Source organism: Xanthomonas sp. CPBF 426 (assembly GCF_903989465.1).
GTDB classification, from domain to species: Bacteria; Pseudomonadota; Gammaproteobacteria; order Xanthomonadales; family Xanthomonadaceae; genus Xanthomonas; species Xanthomonas euroxanthea.
The window spans coordinates 2429392-2450071 of the sequence record NZ_LR861805.1 but is presented as its reverse complement, the minus strand read 5'-3'; the positions used below and the strand labels follow the sequence as shown (position 1 = coordinate 2450071).

Sequence of the window (20680 nt, the reverse complement as noted above, 5' to 3'; positions counted from 1 at the left end):
ACTACCGGAATCGACCAACCCATGAATCGCTCGCTACTCGCAACCACCATCGCCTCCTGCCTTGTCCTGACCGCCTGTGGCGGCGGTGGCGGTGGCGGCAATGTCCGCAGTGATCCGCCACAGACCACGGTGGTCGCTCCGACCCCGTCGACGCCTGCACCCACCACGCCGACGACGCCGACCGCGCCAACGCCCCCCACGACCCCGACGCCGTCGGAAACGCCTACAGCCGATCCGCTGCCCAAGGCCGCCCCGGCGCCTGCACCTGCGCCCGCCCGCTACCAGGGCCTGGGCAGCAACCTGCTGGTGCCGACCAACGCAGATCTGGCGCAGCAGGCCGGTGCCAAGGGTCAGGGCGTCAAGCTGGCCGTGCTGGACGACAATCTCTACGGCAGCTACGCGCCGGTCAGCGGCAAGGTCGATGCGTTCACCGATTACACCGCCAGCCCCGGCACACCGGAATCGGCGTCGAACGCGCTGCGCGGCCACGGCACCGTCATCTCGGCATTGGTGCTGGGCAATGCGCAGGACGGCTTCGCCGGCGGCATCGCCCCGGATGCGGACCTGCTCTATGCGCGTATCTGCGCCGAAAATTCCTGCGGCACCCAGCAGACCCGCAACGCTGCGGTGGACCTGGCTGCTGCCGGCGTGCGCATCGCCAACCTGTCGATTGGTGCCTCGTATGCGGATGCGGCCAGCAGCGCGAATGCTGCATTGGCCTGGAAGTACGCGCTGGCCCCGCTGGTGCAGGCCGATGCGTTGATCGTGGCCGCCACCGGCAACGACGGCGCGGCAGAAGCCTCCTACCCGGCCGCGACGCCGGTGCAGGAAGCCAGCCTGCGCAACAACTGGCTGGCCGTGGGCGCGGTCAACATCGACAGCGCCGGCAATGCCGCCGGCCTGACCAGCTATTCCAACCATTGCGGCGCCGCGGCGCAGTGGTGCCTGGTGGCGCCGGGCAGCTACTTCGCACCGGCGCTGGCCGGTACCGAACTGCAGGGCCAGATCGCCGGCACCTCGTTCTCCACTGCCGCAGTGAGTGGCATCGCGGCCCAGGTGCTCGGTGTGTATCCGTGGATGAGCGCCTCCAACCTGCAGCAGACCTTGCTGACCACCGCCACCGACCTGGGCGACCCCGGCGTGGACGCCTTATACGGCTTCGGCCTGGTCAATGCGGCCAAGGCGATCAAGGGCCCGGCGCAGTTCATCAACAACTGGTCGGCCAACGTGACGTCCGGCTACGACAGCACCTTCAGCAACGACATCTCCGGCGCCGGCAACCTGACCAAGAACGGCGCCGGCAAGCTCACGCTCAGCGGCAACAACAGCTACACCGGCGGCACCAGCGTCAGCGACGGCGTGCTCGCCCTGTCCGGCAGCCTGCGCTCGGACGTCATCGTGCTCAACTCGGCCACGTTCGAATCGCGCGGCGGGGTCATCAACGGTGGCTACAGCCTGGCCAATACCACCGGCACCACCGCCATCGAATTGGGCAAGGGGCTGACCGTCACCGGCCAGGCCAGCTTGAAGGGCAACCTGCTGTTGCTGCCGGAAGCGGCTGGCTACAGCGTCGGCAGCAGCGAAAGGATCGTCAAGGCCGGCGCGCTGCAAGGCAGCTTCGACCGCGTGCAGTACGCCAACAACTTCTTCTGGACCGCCTCGCTCGCCTACGACCCCACCACCGTCACCGCCACGCTGACCCGCAATGCCTCCGCTGCCAGCGCGCAGGCGGCCGGTGCGCCGCAGTCGGTGGTCAACGGTGCCACCCAGGCCGATACGCTGGTCAAGGTGCTGGACACGCGTGTGGCCGCCGGCGATACCGATAACCTGGGTGGCCTGATCAGCGCCACCGGCGCGCTGCTGGCCGCCAATGATGCGCAGGTGGCCGCATCGCTGCCGACCCTGGCCGGTCAGGTGCACGGCATCGAGCGCACGCTGGGCTTCCAGTCCGCGCTCAACGATGCGCGCGTGGCAGCCGATCGCCTGCCCTATCTGGCCGACACCAGGTCACTGACCACCTGGATGCAGGGCAGCTATCTGGACGGCGAATTGGGCGGCAAGGGGTTCGACTCGGCCGATTACACCCAGCAGGCCACCACCGTCGGTGTGGATCTGCCGATGGGCAGCGCCGGCACCATCGTGGGTGCGGCGCTCAGTTCGGGTCAGGATCGTGCGCATATCGACGCATCGGCCAGCCGCCTGCGCTCGGACCGCTATGCGATGACCGCGTACCTGTATCAGCCGATCGGCCAGGCATATGTGTCCGGGATCGGTTCCTACGGCATGAGCAACGTGGACACCGAACGCACGGTGCAGGCCGGCAGCATCGGCGAGCGCCTGCAGGATCGCCGCCACGACACCAACTGGTCGCTACGCGCCGAAGTCGGCCTGATGCCGCAGGCTGGGCTGTCGCCGTTCATCGCCGCAGGCGTGGTCAGCCAGACCCAGGATGCCTTCAGCGAGGCATCGGCCACCGGCCTGGGGTTGAGCGCCAACAGCGATATGCTGCGCGCCGGCTACGGCGAGGTGGGCGTACGCGGCCATCTGGTGCGCGGCAAGTGGGGCTTCGATGGCTTGATCGCCTACCGTTCGCTGCTCGGCAACCCGAACTCTGATTTCACCGCGTGGTTCACCGGCCTGCCGGAAGCGCGCTTCAACGTGGCCGGTGAGCCGCTGTCCAAGCAGTCGGCACGTGCCTCGGTCGGCGTGCGTTACCAGCTCAACGATGCCTTCTCCATCTACGGCAACGTGGGCGCCGAGCGCGGTCGTTCGGATGCCAACAGCATCAATGCCAATGTCGGTCTGCGCTGGCAGTTCTAAGCGCCGGCCGCAACCCGCGGTGCAGCGGCAAGGCTGCGTGGCTGGCGTGCAAAATCGGTACGCGCTACGCCCGGGGTGCGGTTGCCGAGGCAGCCGACCCGCACCTGGCGGTGCAGTCGTTGCGATGGGCGTGCCTGCGCTGGTGTCGAAAAAAAGCCCCGGCAGTGCCGGGGCTTTCTGGTTTGCAGTGCATCAGAAGTTCCAGCCCCAGGTGACCTGGCCGCCGTATGCGGTCTGGCCATCGCCGTTGAGTCCTTGCAACGACAGCGCCATGCGGCTGTTGGGCGAGGTGATCAGGCTCACGCCCAGTTCGCCGACCACCGCGTTCTTCGCCAGCGTGACGCTCTGCACCGAGAACTGCGAACCGGTGCCGATGAAACCGGCCGACCGCTGCACGGCGCGGTCGCCGAATGCATGGCGCCACCCGACCGAGGCATACACCCCGGCGGCCGGACCCAACTGCCAGCGCCCGCGCAGACCCACCGTGCTGGTGGTGTACTCGTCCTTGGCACTGTCGACCAACAGCCCGGCAACCCCGCCACGCTCGTTGAAACCATCGGTCTTCAGATGCGTGTAGTCCGCCGCGACGAAGGGGCTGTACACCGCATTGCCGGTGCGCAGGTTCCATGCCGCTTCCATCGACACGGTGATGGCCTTCGCGTCGTAATCGCTGGTCAGCCGCTCTTCGAGCACATCGGGCAGCATCACCCGGCGGCTGCTGTCCACGCTGTAGTCCGCGTAGTCGACCGACGCCTGCAGAGCGAACGCGGACCAATCGGCCTGGCCGTAGATGCCGGCATGGGTGCCATCGATATCGGAACGATCGAGGGACTCGCGCGAGCGGGTTTCGATGTCCTGGTTACCGACCGCGATACCGACCACACTGCGCTCGCCGATGCGCCGCTCCGCACCAGCCATGATGCCGTTGTCCTCGCGTCGCACCGAGGCGGCGTTGGCATCGCCATCGACACGGTTGGGCAGGCTACGGCCGGTGATCCAGACCGTGGTGTCACCCACGCGCGCATCCTGAGTGTCGCCACGCAGGTGATTGCCGACCCCGCTCTGCAGGAAGCGGCTATCCAGCAAAGCGGTCGCCGTGCTGGCATGGCTTTCGCCCGACAACGAGGCAAACGCCGTGCTGATCGCCTGCGGGTCGTCGGGCAGACGCACCACCGCCTGGTAGACCGGGCTGGTGGTTGGCAAGCCATCCACGGCCGCTGCGGCAGCCTGCTGGTTCGGCGCGGTGACCGCATCGACCATGGCCTCGGTGTTGCGGCCGAACGACACCGACAGCGCGGTGGCGCTGGCGCTGACATTCGGTGAAACGAAGGCATAGTCGGAGACGACACTGCCGAACTGCCCGGTGAGCCCGCCAGTGGCGTTGATGACCGGAATCTCGGTAAACAACGGCAGATCCGTCGCACGCACCAGTTGCAGGGTGCTGCCCGGCGCCAGCGTGGCCGCACCGCCCACACTGATGGGTGTGACCGCACCGCCTGCGCCCGGCGTGACCTGCAAGGTGGACCCGCTGCCGAGCGTGGCATCGCCGCCGACGCTGATGGTGCCGACGCCGCCACCGATCGCCACGGTACCGCCCGAGCTCAGGCCACCGACGCTGCCGCTGCCGGTGAGCGTGCCGCCCGGGCCCACCGTGACCGGCCCGCCCAACGCGGCACCCGGATTGGCCGGATTGCCCACGCTCAGGGTGCCCGCAGCAACTGTGATCGGCCCGGTGAAGCCGCCGCTGTTTGCAGTGACCAGCAAGGTGCCCACGCCATCTTTGAGCAGGCTGCCGCTGCCCGACAAGATTCCCGCGTAGGTGCCATTACTGGCTTGCTGGAACACCAGCGCGCTGTTGTTGGCAATGTTGCCCTGCAGGCTGTCGGTATCGCCGATCAATGTACCGGCGTTGATCGTGGTGCCACCGAGATAGGCGTTGACACCATCCAGCGTCAACGCACCCGCGCCGTTCTTGATCACCGTACCGCTACCGGTGATGTTGCCGGCGAACGTGCCATCGCCGGCCTGGTCGAACACCAGTGTCGCGTTGTCGACGATATTGCCCTGCAGGCTGGTGGTGGTGCCGATCAGGCTGCCGCTGGCAATGGTGGTGCCACCGCTATAGGTATTGGGTGCCACCAGCGTCAACGCCCCCGCCCCCTGCTTGACTACGCTGCCCGTGCCGCTGACCGCGCCGGCGAACACACCATCGCTGGCCTGATCGAACACCAGCGTGGCGTTGTCCACGATGTTGCCCTGCAGGCTGGTGGTATTGCCGATCAAGCTGCCGGCGCTGATCACGGTGCCGCCGGTGTAGGTGTTGGGCCCGAGCAGTTGCAACGCGCCGGTGCCGGCCTTCTGCAATGAGCCGGTGCCGCTGAGCGTGCCGGCATACACGCCGGCGGTGTTCTGGTTGAACACCAGTGCCGCGTTGTTGGCGATATCGCCCTGCAGGCTGGTGGTGTCGCCGATCAAGGTGCCGGCCGTGATCGTGGTGCCGCCGGTGTACCCGTTTGCACCGTTGAGCAACAACGCGCCGGCGCCATCCTTGATCACGCTGCCGGTGCCGGTGATCGACCCGGTGAACACGCCATCGGCCAGCTGGTTGAATGCCAGCGTCGCGTTGTCGACGATGGCCCCCTGCAGGCTGGCGCTGTCGCCGACCAGCGTGCCGGCATTGACCGTCGTGCCACCGCTGTAGCTATTGCTGCCGTCCAGTGTCAGCGTGGAAACACCATTCTTGATCAATCCGCCGGTGCCGGTCACCGGACCGGTCAAGGTCAGATCGTTGCTGCCCGCAACCGCGACTGCACCTGTCAGCTCGACCGCGTTGGCGACTGTCAGTGCCTGATCGGTATCCAACGTGGTGCCGCTCGCGGCGGTCAACGTCCCGGTGCCCAGTGCTTGTGCATCGCCCAGCACCAAGCTGCCGCTGGCAAGCGCAGTGCCGCCGCTGTAGCTGCTGGCCTCGGCAAGCGTCAACGCCCCTGCCCCCTGCTTGACCACGCTGCCGGTGCCGCTGACTGCACCGGCGAAGACACCATCGCTGGCCTGGTCGAACACCAGCGTGGCGTTGTCGACGATGTTGCCCTGCAGGCTGGTGCTGTTGCCGATCAAGCTGCCGGCGCTGATCACGGTGCCGCCGGTGTAGGTGTTGGGCCCGAGCAGTTGCAGCGCGCCGGTGCCGGCCTTCTGCAATGAGCCGGTGCCGCTGAGCGTGCCGGTATAGACGCCGGCCGTGTTCTGGTTGAACACCAGTGCCGCGTTGTTAGCGATATCGCCCTGCAGGCTGGTGGTGTCGCCGATCAAGGTGCCGGCCGTGATCGTGGTGCCGCCGGTGTAGCCATTCGCACCGTTGAGCAACAACGCGCCGGCGCCATCCTTGATGACGCTGCCGGTGCCGGTGATCGAACCGGTGAACACGCCATCGGCCAGCTGGTTAAATGCCAGCGTCGCGTTATCGACGATGGCCCCCTGCAGGCTGGCGCTGTCGCCAACCAGCGTGCCGGCACTGACCGTGGTGCCACCGCTGTAGCCATTGCTGCCGTCCAGGGTCAGCGTGCCGGTGTTGGTCTTGATCAGCGCGCCGCTGCCACCGATATCGCCGGCAAGCGTGAGGTCTGCCGGGTTGTCGACGCGCAGCGCAGCGCCCAGGGTGAGCGCATTGCCCACGGTTGCGGCAACAGGGTTGGTCAGCACCGCATCGCCGACCACCGCCAACGTGCCGGTGCCCAGCGCGGTGTTGCTGCCGATCGACAAGGTGCCATCGCTCAGCACGGTCCCGCCGGTATAGCTGTTGTTGCCGCTGAGCGTGAGCGTGGACGCGCCGGCCTTGATCACGCCGCCGGCACCGCTGATCGCGCCGGTCAGGGCCAGATCGTTGCTGCCGAGCAGCGTCACCGCACCGTCGAGCACCACCGCGTTGCCCACGGCCAATGCCTGATCGGTATCGAGGCTGGTGCCGGCTGCTGCGGTCAAGGTGCCAGTTCCCAGTGCCTGCGCATCGCCCAGCACCAGCGTGCCGCCGCCGAGCGCGGTGCCGCCGGTGTAGGTATTGGCGGCGCCCAGCACCAGCGTGCCGGTATCGAGTTTCTGCAGCGTGCCCGTGCCGCCGATACCGACGTCGATGGTGCCGGTGACGCCGGGATCGACCCGGATGATGGTGGTGGCCGCATTGGCGCTCACTGCACCGGCGCCGGCATCGCTCAGCACATACCCGTCGCTGGCGAACTGCATGCCGGTGATGCCTTGTGTGCCCTGCACGCCCACGTTGCCGGCGGTACCGGCGAACACGGCAAAACTGTTCTGCCAGTTGCCGTTGCTCAGCCCATCGATCGAGGTCCAGTTGCTGGGGCCGGCCGCCCAGATGCCTGCGCCACCGTCGATGCTGCCATTGGCGATCGTCTGCGCACCGTCCCAGAACTGCACGTTGCTGCCGGGCGACACCAGCACCACGTTGACCTGCTGGGCCAGCGCGGTCTGCAGCGTCAGCTGGGCCGGGTCCACGCTGCCGGGCAGCGTGCCAACGCCCAGCCCGTTGTCGGTCAACCCACCGGTGTAGTCGATCAGGCGATACACGCCAGTGCCGAACCCGCCGATGTCGGTGATGTTGAGCGTGCCGTCCAGGGTGAGATCGCCATTGACCGCCAACACGCCGGTCTGGCTGGGGACGCCCAGGAACGCGTCGAGCGTGGCGTTGGGAGCCAGGCTCAGGCTGCCGGTGGTGAGCACTGCGCCACTGCTCACCACCAGGCGGCCGCCATCACTCACCGTGACCGCCGCATCGACCACACCGCTGCCGCTCAGGCTGCCCCCGCTGCCCACGGTCAGGCCGCCGGCACTGGCCAGCGTGCCATCCACATCCAGCGTGCCGGCGGTGACCTGGGTGGTGCCGCCGAGCGCGCTGGTGCCGGTGAGCTGCAAGGTGCCGGTGCCGACCTTGTCCAGATTGCCTGCATCGCTGAGGTTGCCGGCAAAAGTACTGCCGACGTTGTTGGCGCCAAGCTGCAGCGTCGTACCGCCCGACACCGCGACAGTGCCCTGCCCGGTCACCGCGCCCAAGGCCGTATCGCTGCCGAGCGACAGCCCGGCACCCGCGGCGATGTCCACGGCGCTGGTGTTGCCCAACGCGCCAGGGGCCGCAGTGGCGAGTACGCCGGCCTGCACCGAGACCGGGCCGGTGAACGTATTGACGCCGGACAGGGTCAGGGTGCCCAGCCCCGTCTTGGTCACGGCACCCGCGCCACTCAGCACCCCGGTCAATGCCAGATCGTCCGCGCTGGCAATGGTTAGATCCGCGCCCAGGTTGACGTTATTGCCCAATGCCAGCGCAATCGCATTGCTCAAGGTGGCATTGCCCAGCACCGACAGGCTGCCGACGCCCAGCGCGGTGTTGCTGCCCACCGCCAGGGTGCCTGCGTTCAACACGCTGCCGCCGACGTAGCTGTTGGCACCATCGAGCGTGAGCGTGGAAGCGCCGTTCTTGATCAGGCTGCCCGCACCGCTGATCGGGCCGGACAGGCTCAGGTCGTTGCTGCCGACCAGGGTGAGCGCACCCGTGAGCGCCACCGCATTGCCGAGCGCCAATGCCTGGTTGCTATCGAGGCTGGTGCCGGTTGCGGCGGTCAACGTGCTGCTGCCAAGTGCCTGCGCGTCGCCCAGCACCAGGGTGCCTCCGCTGAGTGCGGTGCCGCCGGAGTAGCTGTTGGCCGCATCGAGCACCAGCGTGCCGGTGTCGAATTTTTCCACGCCACCGCTGCCGGAGATCGCCACGTCGATGGTGGCGGTTGCACCTGGATCCACCCGAATCGCGGTCAGCGGGGCGGTCACCGCCAGCCCACCCGCGCCGGCGTCGGTCAACTGATAGCCATCGGTGACGAACTGCAGGCCGCCGATGTCCTGCGTGCCCGCCACGCCCACCGCGCCGGCGCTGCCGGCAAAGACCGCGAAATCGCCTTGCCAGGTGCTGTTGGCAGTGCCGTCCTGGGTGGTCCAGTTGGTCGCCGCCCCCCACGTGGCTGCACCGCCATCGACAGTGCCGTTGGCCGTGGTCTGCACCCCATCCCAGAACTGCACGATGCTGCCCGGCGCCGTCACCACCAGGTTCAGTTGCTGGCCGATGGCGGTCTGCAGCGCGAGCTGGCTGAGATCCACGCTGCCCGGAAACAGGCCGATCGCCAGGCCGTTGTTGGTGAGCAGGCCGGTGTAGTCGATCAGGCGGTACACGCCCGTGCCGAAGCCACCGAGGTCGCTGATGTTGAGCGTGCCGTCCAGGGTGAGGTCGCCGTTGACCGCGAGCAGCCGCGTAGTGCTCGGCGCTGCCAGTGCGACGTCCAAAAACGCACCCGGTGCCAGGGTCAGGCCACCCACGCTGAGCGAGGAGCCACTGCTCAATGCCAGCCGGCCGCCGTCGGCGATGGTCACGTTGCTGGCCACGCTGCCGGTGGTGCCGGTGCCGGTCAGGCTGCCGCCCAGCGCCACGTTCAACGCGCTGGTATCCAGGCTGCCGATCACATCCAGGGTGCCGCCGCTGACCTGGGTGGCACCACCAATCGCGCTGCTGCCGAGCAGGCGCACCGTGCCCGCGCCAACCTTGTCCAGACTGCCGCCGCCGCCCAGGCTGCCGGCAAAATCGCCGCTCCCCAACTGCAGCGTGGCGCCGGCATCGGTAGTGACGCTGCCGGCACCGCTGAGCGCGCTGATCAGGCCACCGGTGCTGAGATTCAGCACCGCCCCTGCAGCGACATCGACATTGCTGGCGTTGCCGAGCGATGCGGCCGTGCTGGCCACCAGCGTGCCGGCCTGGATCGCCAGCGGGCCGGTGTAGTTGTTGCTGCCATTCAAGGTCAGGGTGCCGGCGCCGGTCTTGATCAAGTCGCCGGGCCCGCTGATGGCGCCGCTGACCAGCATGTCCGCACCGTTGTCCACGGTGAGCGCTGCGCCAAGCGCGATGTCGTTGCCCAATGCCACTGCAATCGCATTGCTCAACGCCGCATTGCCGACGACCGACAGGCTGCCGGTGCCGAGTGCGTCGTTGGCGCCGACCGCGATGGTGCCGGCCGTCAACGTGGTGCCACCGCTATAGCTGTTGCTCGCGTTGAGCGACACCGTGGTGGCGCCATTCTTGATCAGGCTGCCGGTGCCGGTGATGGCACCGTTCAAGCCCAGATCGTTGCTGCCGACCAGCGTGAGCTGATCGTTCAACTGCAGCGTATTACCCAGCGTCAATGCGGCGGTGGCATCCAGTTCGGCAGCACCGCCGACCAGCAGCGTACCCACGCCCAAGGCAGTGTCGTTGCCGAGCACCAGACGCCCGGCATCGAGCGCAACACCGCCGCTGAAGGTATTGGCATTGGCCAGGGTCAGCGTGGCAGCGCCTTGCTTGTCGAGGCTGCCGATCCCGCTGACGACGCCATTGAGCGTGATGTCCTGCGTGCCTGGCAGCGTAAGGGCGCCATTCAAGGCAAGCGCATTGCCCAGTGTCACCGCCGTGCCGGCATCCAGCGTGGTGCCGTCCGCGGCGCTGAGCGTGCCCAGCCCCAGCGCGGTGTCGCTGCCGACTACCACTGCGCCGCCCTGCAGCTGCAGGCCGCCGGCCCAGGTATTGCTGCCGTTGAGGGTGAGCGTTTGCGCGCCGTTCTTGATCAGGCTGCCGGCGCCGTCGACCACGCCATCGAGCGTGAGGTCCTGGCCATCGATACCGACTTGACCGGTGAGGTTGACCGCGTTCTGCAAGGTCACTGCAGTGCTGGCAGTGAGCTGCGTGCCATCGGCAGCCGTGAGCGCGCCGGTGCCCAGTGCAGTATCGCTGCCGACCACCAGGGTGCCGGTGTCGAGCAGGGTACCGCCGGTGTAGAGATTGTTGCCGGTGAGCGTCAGTGCACCGGCACCCTGCTTGATCAGGCTGCCCGCGCCACTGACGATGCCGGTGACGCCAAGGTCGGTATTGCCGGTGAGCGAGAGCGCACCGTTCAGTGCGACGTCGTTGCCGATCGTGGTCGCGACGGTAGCCTGCAGCTGCGTGCCATCGGCAGCGGTCAGCACACCGGTGCCCAGTGCTGCGCCGTTGCCGAGCAACAAGGCGCCTGCATTGAGATCCACGCCACCGGCAAAGCTGTTGGGTCCAGTCAACGTCAAAGCAGCGGCGCCGTCCTTGATGACGCCACCCACGCCGCTGACCGCGCCGGTGAGGGCGAGATCCTGGCTGCCGCCGAGTTGCAGATCCGCTTCCAGCGCGACGTTATTGGCGAGCACGCGTGCGGCGGTGCTGTCGAGCAGCCCGCCGCCGACGGTCAGGGTGCCAAGCCCCAAGGCCGTGTCACTGCCCAGGACCAGGCTGCCTGCGCTCAGCCGCGTCCCCCCGGCATAGCTGTTGTTGCCGGCCAGGGTCAGGCTGGCGGGACCCAGCTTGTCCAGGCTGCCCACACCGGTGATGGCGCCACTGAGTGTGAGCGCGTTGCTGCCCCCCACATCGACCAGGCCCGCCAATGCAATGGCATTGGCCAGCGTGCTGACGGTTGCAGTGTCCAGGGTGGTGCCAGCCGCTGCGTTGAGCGCGCCGGCACCGAGCGCGGTGTCGCTGCCCACCGTCAACTTGCCCGCGCTGAGCGTGGTGCCGCCGCTGTACAGATTGTTGCCGCTCAGCGTGAGATCGCCGCTGCCGGATTTGACCAGGCTTCCGGTCCCGCTGACCGCGCCGCTCAGCGTCAGTGCCTGCGCCCCGCTGAGTGTCAACGCACCCGGGGTCAACGCGATCGCGTTGCTCAGCGAGGTGGCCGCCGTGTTTTGCAGGGCCGCATTGCCGGTGACGTTCAAGGCACCCGTGCCCAGTGCGGTGCCGCTGGCCACCTGCAAGGTGCCGGCATTGAGGTTGGTACCACCGGTATAGGTATTCAGGCCGCCCAGGGTCAGGGTGCCGGTGCCAAGCTTGGTCAACGCACCGGTGCCGCCGATGGCGCCGGTCAGATTCACGGCATTGCCGCTGCTGCCCACGCCCAAAGCGCCGGTGAGTGCAATCGTGTTGCCCAGGGTTGCCGCTGCGGTGGCATCCAGCTCGCCGCCGCTTGCGGTCAATGTGCCGGTGCCCAGTGCCGCGTTCGCGCCTACCACCAGGCGCCCGGTATTCAAGCTGGTGCCGCCGGTGTAGGCGTTGTTGCCGCTCAGCGTGAGGTCGCCCGCGCCGCTCTTGATCAGGCTGCCGCCACCGTTGATGGCACCGCTCAACGTCAGCGCCTGCGCGCCGGTCCAGTTCAACGGCCCGCCCAGGCTGATGCCGTTGGCCACCGTCAGTGGCGCACTGCTGCTGAGGTTGGACGCGCCAGTGACATTCAAGGCACCGGTGCCCAGTGCCGAAGCAGTACCCAGTTGCAAGGTGCCCGATGCCAGCGTGGTGCCGCCAGTGAAGGTGTTGGTACCGCCGAGCGCGAGCGTGCCGGTGCCGGTCTTGTTGATGCCACCGGCACCGGCAAGCGTGCCGGTCAACGTGAGCGCGTTGCCGCTGGCGCCCACGCCCAGTGTGTTGGTCAGTGCAAAATTGTTGGCCAGGGTCAGCGGAGTGCTGGTCTCCAGCTGTCCACCGGCGGCGGTCACCGTGCCCGCTCCGAGCGCGGTATTGGTTTCGATCAGCAGCGTCCCGGCACCCAGCGTCGTGCCCCCGGCGTAGGTGTTGTTGCCGCCAAGGGTGAGCGTGCCGGTGCCGATCTTGTTCAGTGCTCCGGCGCCACTGACGCCGCCGCCGAGCCGCAGGTTGCTGGCACCGCCGATGCCGATGACGTTGTTGAGCACGAACGCGTTCGGCAGGTTGACGGCCGCACTCGCAAGTACGCTGCCGGCAGATGCGTTGACGGTGCCTGTTCCCAACGCGCTGTTGGTGCCCACGGTCAGTGACCCGCCGAGCAGGTTGACGCCGCCGCTGAAGGTATTGGTGCCGGTCAGGCCTAGCGCACCGGTACCGGTCTTGGTCAGCGCACCGGTGCCGTTGATGGGGCTGGCCACGGTCAACGCATTGGCGCCCTGCAAGGTCAGGCCACCGGTGCCCAACGTGATACCGGTGGCCGGCGACAGGCTCAGGCCGGCGGCTGTTGCCTCCAGCGCACCGCCGTTGGCGCTGATGGCAGTCCCCAGCTGCGCGGGATTGGCGAACTGCAATACGCCGCCATTGAGCGCGCTGCTGCCGAAGTTGCTTGCGCCTCCCACCGACCAGGTGCCGCTGTTGACGCGCAGGCTGCCGAAATTGATGTACTGCGCCGTGCTGAGCGTTCCTACGCCGGTGCTGCCGCTGCCGGTTCCGCTGGCCGAATTCTGCAGGATCAGCGTATTGGTACCGCCTGCACCGCCATCCACCACACCGGTCTGCGCAAAGCTCAGCAAGCCGCCTGGTCCAAGCAATTCGAGCGCCAGCCCGCCGCCGCTGTTGACGCTGCCGCCGGTCACCGCAGTGAAGGTATTGGTGCTGCCTGCCCCCAACGACACGCTGCCGTTGATGGTGCCGGAATTGACGAAGCTGTTACCGGTGGCCGAGCTCTGGAAGCCCACGCGCCCGTTGATGGTGCCGGTGTTGACCGCATTGACGGTACCGCCGCCGCTGACCGCAATCACCGGCGTATCCGCACTCAGGACCGACAGGTTCAACAACGCACGGCTATCGATCAGGCCGGCGTTGTTGATCTGCACGACGCCATTGCTGGCCGAGGTGATGCCGAGCGCCATACCGTCGAGATTGAGCAGGTTGGCCCCAAGCACGCCGCCGGTGCCGTAGATCGCGCCGCCGGCGAGATTGTTGGCGGTCACCGCGGTGGAACTGGCATTGCCCATGGTGACGCCGGTGCTCAGCACCGACAACAGGCCAAGCACGGATGGATCGATCGTCCCGCTGTTGTTGAGGGTGGAATTGGTGCCGCTGAGCGCAACGGCGGTGCCGCCAAGCAAGCCGGCGGTCATTTGCGTGCCTGCCGCCACGTTGACGGTCAGGTTATTGGTGCCGCTTGTGAAGCTATTGCTGGTGATTGGCAGCCCGGTGCAGGTGACGGTTGCGCCCGCTGCAGGAACCGCAGGCGTGCATGCTCCCCAGGCCAGCATCGGTGCGGCCACTCCCACCGCCAGGACGACAAGGCTCGGCACACTGCGGCGGGTTGCCCCGGACTTGCGCCGCCGACGCACCAGTTCGTGCGTCACGACCCAATTGCCAATTGCTGCGTTCCAGACCAGCGCAAATGCACGATTCATTTTATTCCCCCTGTATCGCCGTGCAGAGACTCACGCACACATACACGCGCTCTCCAACAGCAGAAAGTTGATTTACTGTCGAGTCGGTTTAAAGCAATTAAAGCTGCGCCCGCTTTTATCGTCTTGCGGATGAGTGCGTTTAATACCACTCCCTGCGAACAATAGTGGGAGATTAATAAGAAAATCGCCATGCTTGAAACTGTGCTGAATATCACTAACCACAACACTGCCCACGACGCACGTCGAAATTGTCGATTGGTTTGCTCGTGCCCGCCAACGCTCTCCAGCCGCCTCATGCGACGGTCGCCGCACGTCTGCCTGGTTGTATCTCGCTAAAAAACAGGCATTTTCTCGCATACGGAGCGAACCATGCCTGGAAGAGTCCGAATACCTGACGGTGATTTGATGCGGCCACCGAGCTGCTGGCGAACCGGACCATTTGATTGACGATCGCGCACTTGATGCTGCGCTGCAGGAGCACTTTCCGGAATCGACTATCAAACTCTGCCGATGAATGAGCCCGCTTCCATCATTAAGACCACCGCCAACCGTCGACGCCGATCAGCGATTACGGTATTTGTGTGCAGGCGCTCCGCCGGTCCGGTTTATGGTCGTGCTCGATAGTGCGGACGGAGTTTATTGAAGCGAGCCGGATTGCTTCAACGGCGTGACACCGGATGATCGTCACCTGTCGATGACCTCGGTTTGTTTCTAGTAGCCATGCGGTGTGTGATGTTCAACACGGAATCTGACGACATGACGCTTGCTTTGGACCCCAAACGGCAGGAACAGCACTTCGACTGGTCAGGTGTGCCGATCGACCTGGGCGGCATGGAGCCGCTCGATCAGATCGCGCGCCTGCTCTGCCATGCACTGGTTGCGCCCGCGGCTGCATTGACCATCGTCGAAGGTGGTCGCGTGCGCGTGCTGGCGGCGCGCGGCATCAGTACCGAGCATGTCGAGCAAGCCATCGAACTGTGCCGGCATGCGTCTGCCGCGGCCAACGGGGTGAGGGAACTGATCGAACCTGCCGCACTTGCGCCGATCCAGTTGGGCGACGCTGCCTTTCCGGGCCTGCCGGCACGGTTTATCGCGTGCGTCCCGGTGGGTGCGCCGCAGACCGGCGTGTCCGGCACCTTGTGCGTGATCGACACGCGCGAGCGTCTCCTGGCCAGCCAGGAACACCAGCAGCTGTTGATGTTCGCCAACGTGGCAGCGGCGCAACTGGAGCTGCAGTTCGGTGCCGGGCGGCGCGAACCGCATAGCGGCTTGCTCAATGCACGCCAACTGCAGTCGGATCTGGATGCCCTCGCCTTCGGCAGCCACTGCGTGCCCACCATTGCCGCCTTCATCGAGGTCTACGACACCCAGGCGGCCAATGAAGCGCGTCAGGCGCTGGGCATGCAGCCACTGGAAGAACTGGTGCGCCACGCCAGCTATGTGCTGACGCGCGCATTGCGCGGCAAGGCCACCGTCTATCACGTGGCACCGATGCGTTTTGCGTTCTTCCTGTTGAATTCCGCGCCCGACGAGATGGAAGACCTGTTGCTCGATCTGCGCGACATGTTGCATGCACCGATGGATGCGGCCGGCATCCCGATGTCGTTGACCTTTCATGCCGGCGTGGTGCGCTTTGCACCGCAGCAGCCGGACACCAACGATGTCATGCGCAAGGGGTTGGTGGCGCTGGGCGATGCGATCAGCAACCACGCCATCGTGTGCTGGTACAGCGCCTCCCACGACGATGCGATCCAACGCTCGTACCGGCTGGCGCTGGACGCCGAAAAGGCCCTGGAAGCCGGTGATTTCCGCCTGGTCTTCCAGCCCCGGATCAATCTCGAGGACCTGTCGGTGACCGGCTTCGAGGCACTGCTGCGCTGGCGGCATGCCAGCCTGGGCCCGATCGGCCCGGACGAATTCATCCCGCTGTTCGAAAAGACCGCCCTGATGTGCACCGTCACCAACTGGGTGATCGAGCACGCGTTGGTGCAATTGGCCAGCTGGCGCGCGCAGGGGCTGGATTTTTCCATGTCGATCAATCTGTCCTCGCGCGATTTCGGCAACCTCAATCTTGCCGCAGACCTCATCCACCGCTGCCGGGAACTGGCCATTCCCACCCAGCGGATCGAGCTGGAAATCACCGAGGGCCGCTGGCTGCGCAGCAATGTGGAGGCGGTGCCGCGACTGCGCACCCTGCGCGACGCCGGCGTCAGTGTGGCCATCGACGACTTCGGCACCGGCTACAGCAACTTCGGTTACCTCACCGAGCTGCCGGTCAACGTCCTCAAGCTCGATCGCTCGTTGGTGACCGGCATCGCCACCAAGGCCGGCATGCAGATGCGCGCCGAGGCGGTGGTACGCCTGGCCAGTGCGCTGGGATATCGCACCGTGGCAGAAGGCATCGAACACGCCGACGAAATTGCACTGCTGCGCAGTTGGGGATGCGACGAAGCACAGGGGTATCTGCTGGCCCGGCCGATGGAGGCGGAGCTGGTCGCCGCGTATGTGGCAAACGCGGTGGCCGAGCAGCGCTTGCCGTGATGCGATCTGTTCGATGCGCGCCATGTGCGCGCATCCGCAGTGATCGATGCGCGCAATACCGCCCTCGCCTCTTGCAGTGAGACACGTGGCAACGCAGCGCGCATGCTGCGTTGCCACGCGGCGATCAACTCAGATCGTGCAGGTCCTTGCCCAGCGGCGGACCAAGCGTCCAGTCGGAAAAACGCACCTTCAGCCCGGCACGCTCCGGCGTGCAGCACATCGGCCCGACCTGATATGCCTCGGCAACGGGAAACGGGCAAAGCCTCACCAGCGGCCAGGTCTTTCCGTCGGCCGATACCTGCAGACGCAGGACGCCGTCGGCAACGGTGGCGCGGATCCAGAAATCCTTGGGGTCGCCTTCGTAGGGGCCGGTCGCCCAATCGGAGACCGGGTTGGTCAACACGCTGCTGAGCATCGCACGGCCATCGCTGAGCTCGATGCCCGCCTTGACCCAATGCTGCTCGTCCACGCGCACCATGATGCCGGCCTGATCGTAGAGCGACTCGTATTGCGCGCGCACCCGCAGCTGTGCAGTGAAGCGCGCCGCGGCGGTGAGGCCGAGAAAATGCCCGCTATCGCGGGTAAACCCGTAATGCGTCTTGCGCCAGAAATCGGTGGCCTTGTCGGTGACCACATCCAGTGTGCCGCCGTCGATCGCGACGGTGCGTGGCCGATTGAGCCAGCTGCCATCCTGCCACTGCGTGTGCTGTGCCATCGTGTTCTCCGTGTTGGGTTGCCTGGCAAGCACGCCACCGCTGATGGCCATTCCCATCGCGCCGCCCAGCAGGCGTCTGCGTGCACTGTCTATCGCATCGTGGGTCATCCAGTGTCTTCCATGCATTTGACGAACTGCATAGTCTAGCCGCGCAGTGGGTCAACGCGCATGCGCTTGCGTAGCGGTGCAGATGCTGACGTCGCCGTGCCGGCAGCTCCGATGCGCGCTGCCGGCCCGTGTGTCAGTGATGTGCGAGCGCGTAGTCCAACGCCGCGCAGATGGCCGCCACCTGCGCGGCATTGCACTGCGCAGGTGTCGCGCGTGGGCTGTCCGGATACACCTCGGTGGTGGTGCGATACCGTGCGCCGGTGACGCCTGCGCACAAACCCAGACGCCGCACCGGGTAATTGATGAGGCCATGCGCGACAACCGCTGCGCCGATGATCTGGCCGTTTGCATCGGCAGGTGCGATATGGGTGACCTCGGCGACGGCGGCAATGATTGCCTGCTGAAACTGCGGTTGCGGATCTTCGCTGTCGCCCACCAGGTAGAAGCCATCGGGAATGCTGCCAGGCACGAACTCGACGCCGTCACGTGCGGCCAGGGCCGGGCGAAATTCGCTTTCGTCGCTGTCGGTGGTTTCGTGCAGGTCGATATGCACCAGCGCCTGCCCGGCCACTGCGGCGACCAGCTGCATCAATGCCGCCGACTCGGCGGCCGGGCTGTCCGGGCGAAACGCACGATTGGGGTCGATGGCCTCGGCATTCCAGCGCTGGACCCGCTCGTAGCCCCACGGATTGACACAGGGCGCCACCAGCAGATTGAGCTTGCCTGCGTAGGCTGCGGCACGGTGCTGCAGGAATTGCAGCGCACCTTGCACGCCGCTGGTTTCGTAGCCATGCACGCCACCGGTCACCAGCGCCCAGGGCAACGCGGCGTCCCAGCCGGCGCTGCGCAGCGCAATCAGCGGATAGTGCTCGGACGCCGCCTGGATCGTTCCGTAAGGCACGCGCTCGAGGCTGGCATCCAGCGTATCGATCACCTGCACCACATCCGTCGCATGACTGCGCTGACGCCGCTGGCGTGCCCGCCATGCGGCGCGTTCTGCATCGCCCCAGGGTTGCCCTGCAATGCCGATCGGATACGCCATGCGGTCTGTCATTCCAGGTGCCGTCCATTGAAAAGACGGCCAGGGTAAGCGCTTCACGCTGGGTGGTCCATTCGGCGGCTGGCGCGATGCCCATGGCCCGCAAGGCCGAGTCCGGTTGCAGGCTGGCGCTGCTGAAAACTCTGCAGCGGATGCAAATCCTGCATTCGCTTGCGAAAACACAGCAGGCAATTGCGAAATATTTCCCTGCAATCGATAGCGTGCGCACGGCAATCAGTGAAAAAACTTCCGACACCCCGGTGATGCATTGCACATCAACATCTGCGTCACGTCTGGAACAACTCAAGCAAGGCGAAAGTCGTCGAACACGCTGCGCAGCTGCAATCGATTGTTCATGCCTTTCTGGTGGCCTGGCGGCCACGTCCGCAAAACGATGCAGGCCCCGCACGTCGCGTGCAGGGCCTGCGGTCCCGCTGCAGCAAGAACGGCGCGCCGGATGCGCGCCGCACTCTTGCCTAGACGGCCTCTTCCTGAGGTTTGGCCTGCTTGGAACGCCCCCCCTTGCTGCCGATCCGCGACATGTGATCGCGATCGCGGCTCACGGCCTGGCCGCCCTTGCGGCCCGCTTCGCGTGCTTCGTCGCTGGTGAATTCGTGCGCATTGCCACTGGCATGCGCTGCCTTGCCGCCACTGCTCGCCAACACGCGGCGCTTTTCAGGATCCAATGCGGCAAAACCGCGCCGGCTACGAGTACTGCTTTGTCCGTCTTCCACTGTGCCTCCTCTCGATGCGTCGATCACGCCACTGGTAGGGGGGGTAACGCAACTATCGTGCCAACACGCAAAGCCAGGCGAGACGGTGCAGGGCCGCACGTTGCAGGAAAAAACAGCTGCGCTCGCTGTGCAAATCTTGCACTACCGGTGATGGCTGGCCGACGCGTCGCAGGCCAGATGTAGATAGCGCTACCAGTGCCCCGGCGCGCGCGCCTCATCGCGCCGATGCTGCCCGACACCATCTCGGCATGCAGCATCGGCAGAGCATCGATGTCCTCGCTCGCCCAAGGAACCAGCGAGCCGGAATCAACGCCAGGGCGCGGCGACGTCAGGCCGGCAGCGCGGGAACGGTGCGCCCGGCAGCCAGCAATGCGGCCACATGCCGCGCGATGCTCAGGCAACAGGTCAGGCCTGGCGACTCGATGCCGAACAGGTTCACCAGACCGGCGATGCCGTGCATGGACGGACCATCGATGCGGAAGTCGACCGCCGCCTCGCCTGGTGCGCTGATCTTCGGGCGGACGCCGCAATAGCCGGGCTGCAACGCGCCGTCCGGCAGGCCAGGCCAGTAACGCCGGATCGCTGCGGCAAACCGCGCGGCATGGCCTGGCGCGCAGTGATAGTCGGGCTGCGCGACCCATTCCACGTCGGGGCCGAAGCGCGCACGCCCGTGCAGATCCAGCGTGAGATGCACACCCAGGCCACCGGGTTCGGGCATGGGGTAGATCAACTGCTGGAATGGCGAGCGCCCTGCCAGCGTGAAGTAACTGCCCTTGGCGAAATAGCCGCGCACCTGTGCATGCGCTGGCAAGCCATCGATCCGCGCGGCCAGCGGCGGTGCACCATGACCTGCCGCGTTCACCAGCCAGGCACAGGTCAGCCGCGCCGATGGCTGACCTGCGACGGTCACGCGCAGCCCTTGCGCAAGCGGCTCGACCTGGTCGACGTGTGCACGCAGCGCCACGGTGGCGCCATGCGCTTCGACATCGCCCTGCAACGCCAGCATCAGCGCATGGCTGTCGATGATGCCGGTGGTGGTGGACTCCAGCGCCGCGACGCAGCGCAGGGCCGGCTCGCGCGCCTGCATGTGTGCCGCGTCGAGCGGCAGCAACCCGTGCGCGCCGCTGGCAATGGCGCTACGGTGCAGCCGATCAAGCTGCTCGCGCTGGCCGTGGTCGCAGGCGATGATCAATTTGCCGCAGCGCCGATGCGGCACGTGGCGCTGCTGGCAGTACGCGTACAACAGTGCATTGCCGCTGATGCATAACTGCGCCTTCAACGAACCGGCCGGATAGTAGAGCCCGGCATGGATCACCTCGCTATTGCGTGCGCTGGTCCCGGTGCCGATGGCGGCTTCGGATTCCAGCACCAACACCTCGTGCCCCCGCATCGCCAGCTCGCGCGCAATTGCCAGCCCTACCACTCCGGCACCTATCACGATGCACTCGACGTCTTGCATGGCCGTTCTCACACGAGGGTCGATCAGTCTATCCGCCTACT

The 20680-nt window shown here is 66.5% G+C and carries 7 protein-coding genes; 2 read left to right on the top strand and 5 right to left on the bottom strand.

The annotated features are described in order from the left end of the window. The first annotated feature begins 21 nt into the window (after positions 1–21). On the top strand, positions 22–2820 hold the full coding sequence (locus H7A87_RS10430; RefSeq protein ID WP_119128757.1) for a S8 family serine peptidase: 2799 nt from the start codon (positions 22–24) through the stop codon (positions 2818–2820). A 192-nt stretch (positions 2821–3012) separates the two neighbouring features. Here the strand turns inward: H7A87_RS10430 and H7A87_RS10425 are convergent, their stop codons facing one another. Continuing rightward, positions 3013–14043: an autotransporter-associated beta strand repeat-containing protein gene (locus H7A87_RS10425; protein ID WP_119128758.1), complete on the bottom strand. Its 11031-nt coding sequence runs from the start codon at positions 14041–14043 to the stop codon at positions 3013–3015. A gap of 729 nt (positions 14044–14772) precedes the next feature. Here H7A87_RS10425 and H7A87_RS10420 point away from each other — a divergent pair. Then, the gene (locus H7A87_RS10420) at positions 14773–16584 is read left to right on the top strand and encodes an EAL domain-containing protein (RefSeq protein ID WP_104648744.1); all 1812 of its coding nucleotides are present in this window, start codon (positions 14773–14775) and stop codon (positions 16582–16584) included. A gap of 124 nt (positions 16585–16708) precedes the next feature. On the opposite strand, the gene H7A87_RS10415 is transcribed toward H7A87_RS10420, so the two are convergent. The 4 genes from H7A87_RS10415 to H7A87_RS10400 all read right to left on the bottom strand — a co-directional run bounded on the left by H7A87_RS10415 (position 16709) and on the right by H7A87_RS10400 (position 20639). Then, the gene (locus H7A87_RS10415) at positions 16709–17407 is read right to left on the bottom strand and encodes a DUF1349 domain-containing protein (protein ID WP_104648743.1); all 699 of its coding nucleotides are present in this window, start codon (positions 17405–17407) and stop codon (positions 16709–16711) included. A gap of 133 nt (positions 17408–17540) precedes the next feature. Beyond that, positions 17541–18461, bottom strand: coding sequence for a M14 family metallocarboxypeptidase (locus tag H7A87_RS10410; RefSeq protein ID WP_119128759.1), 921 nt, complete (start codon positions 18459–18461; stop codon positions 17541–17543). Positions 18462–18922: 461 nt separating this feature from the next. Then, entirely contained in the window at positions 18923–19180 is a 258-nt protein-coding gene (locus tag H7A87_RS10405; RefSeq protein WP_024940389.1) for a KGG domain-containing protein, read from the bottom strand. Between the two features lie 328 nt (positions 19181–19508). Further along, entirely contained in the window at positions 19509–20639 is a 1131-nt protein-coding gene (locus H7A87_RS10400) for an NAD(P)/FAD-dependent oxidoreductase (protein ID WP_119128760.1), read from the bottom strand. Positions 20640–20680 lie beyond the last annotated feature (41 nt).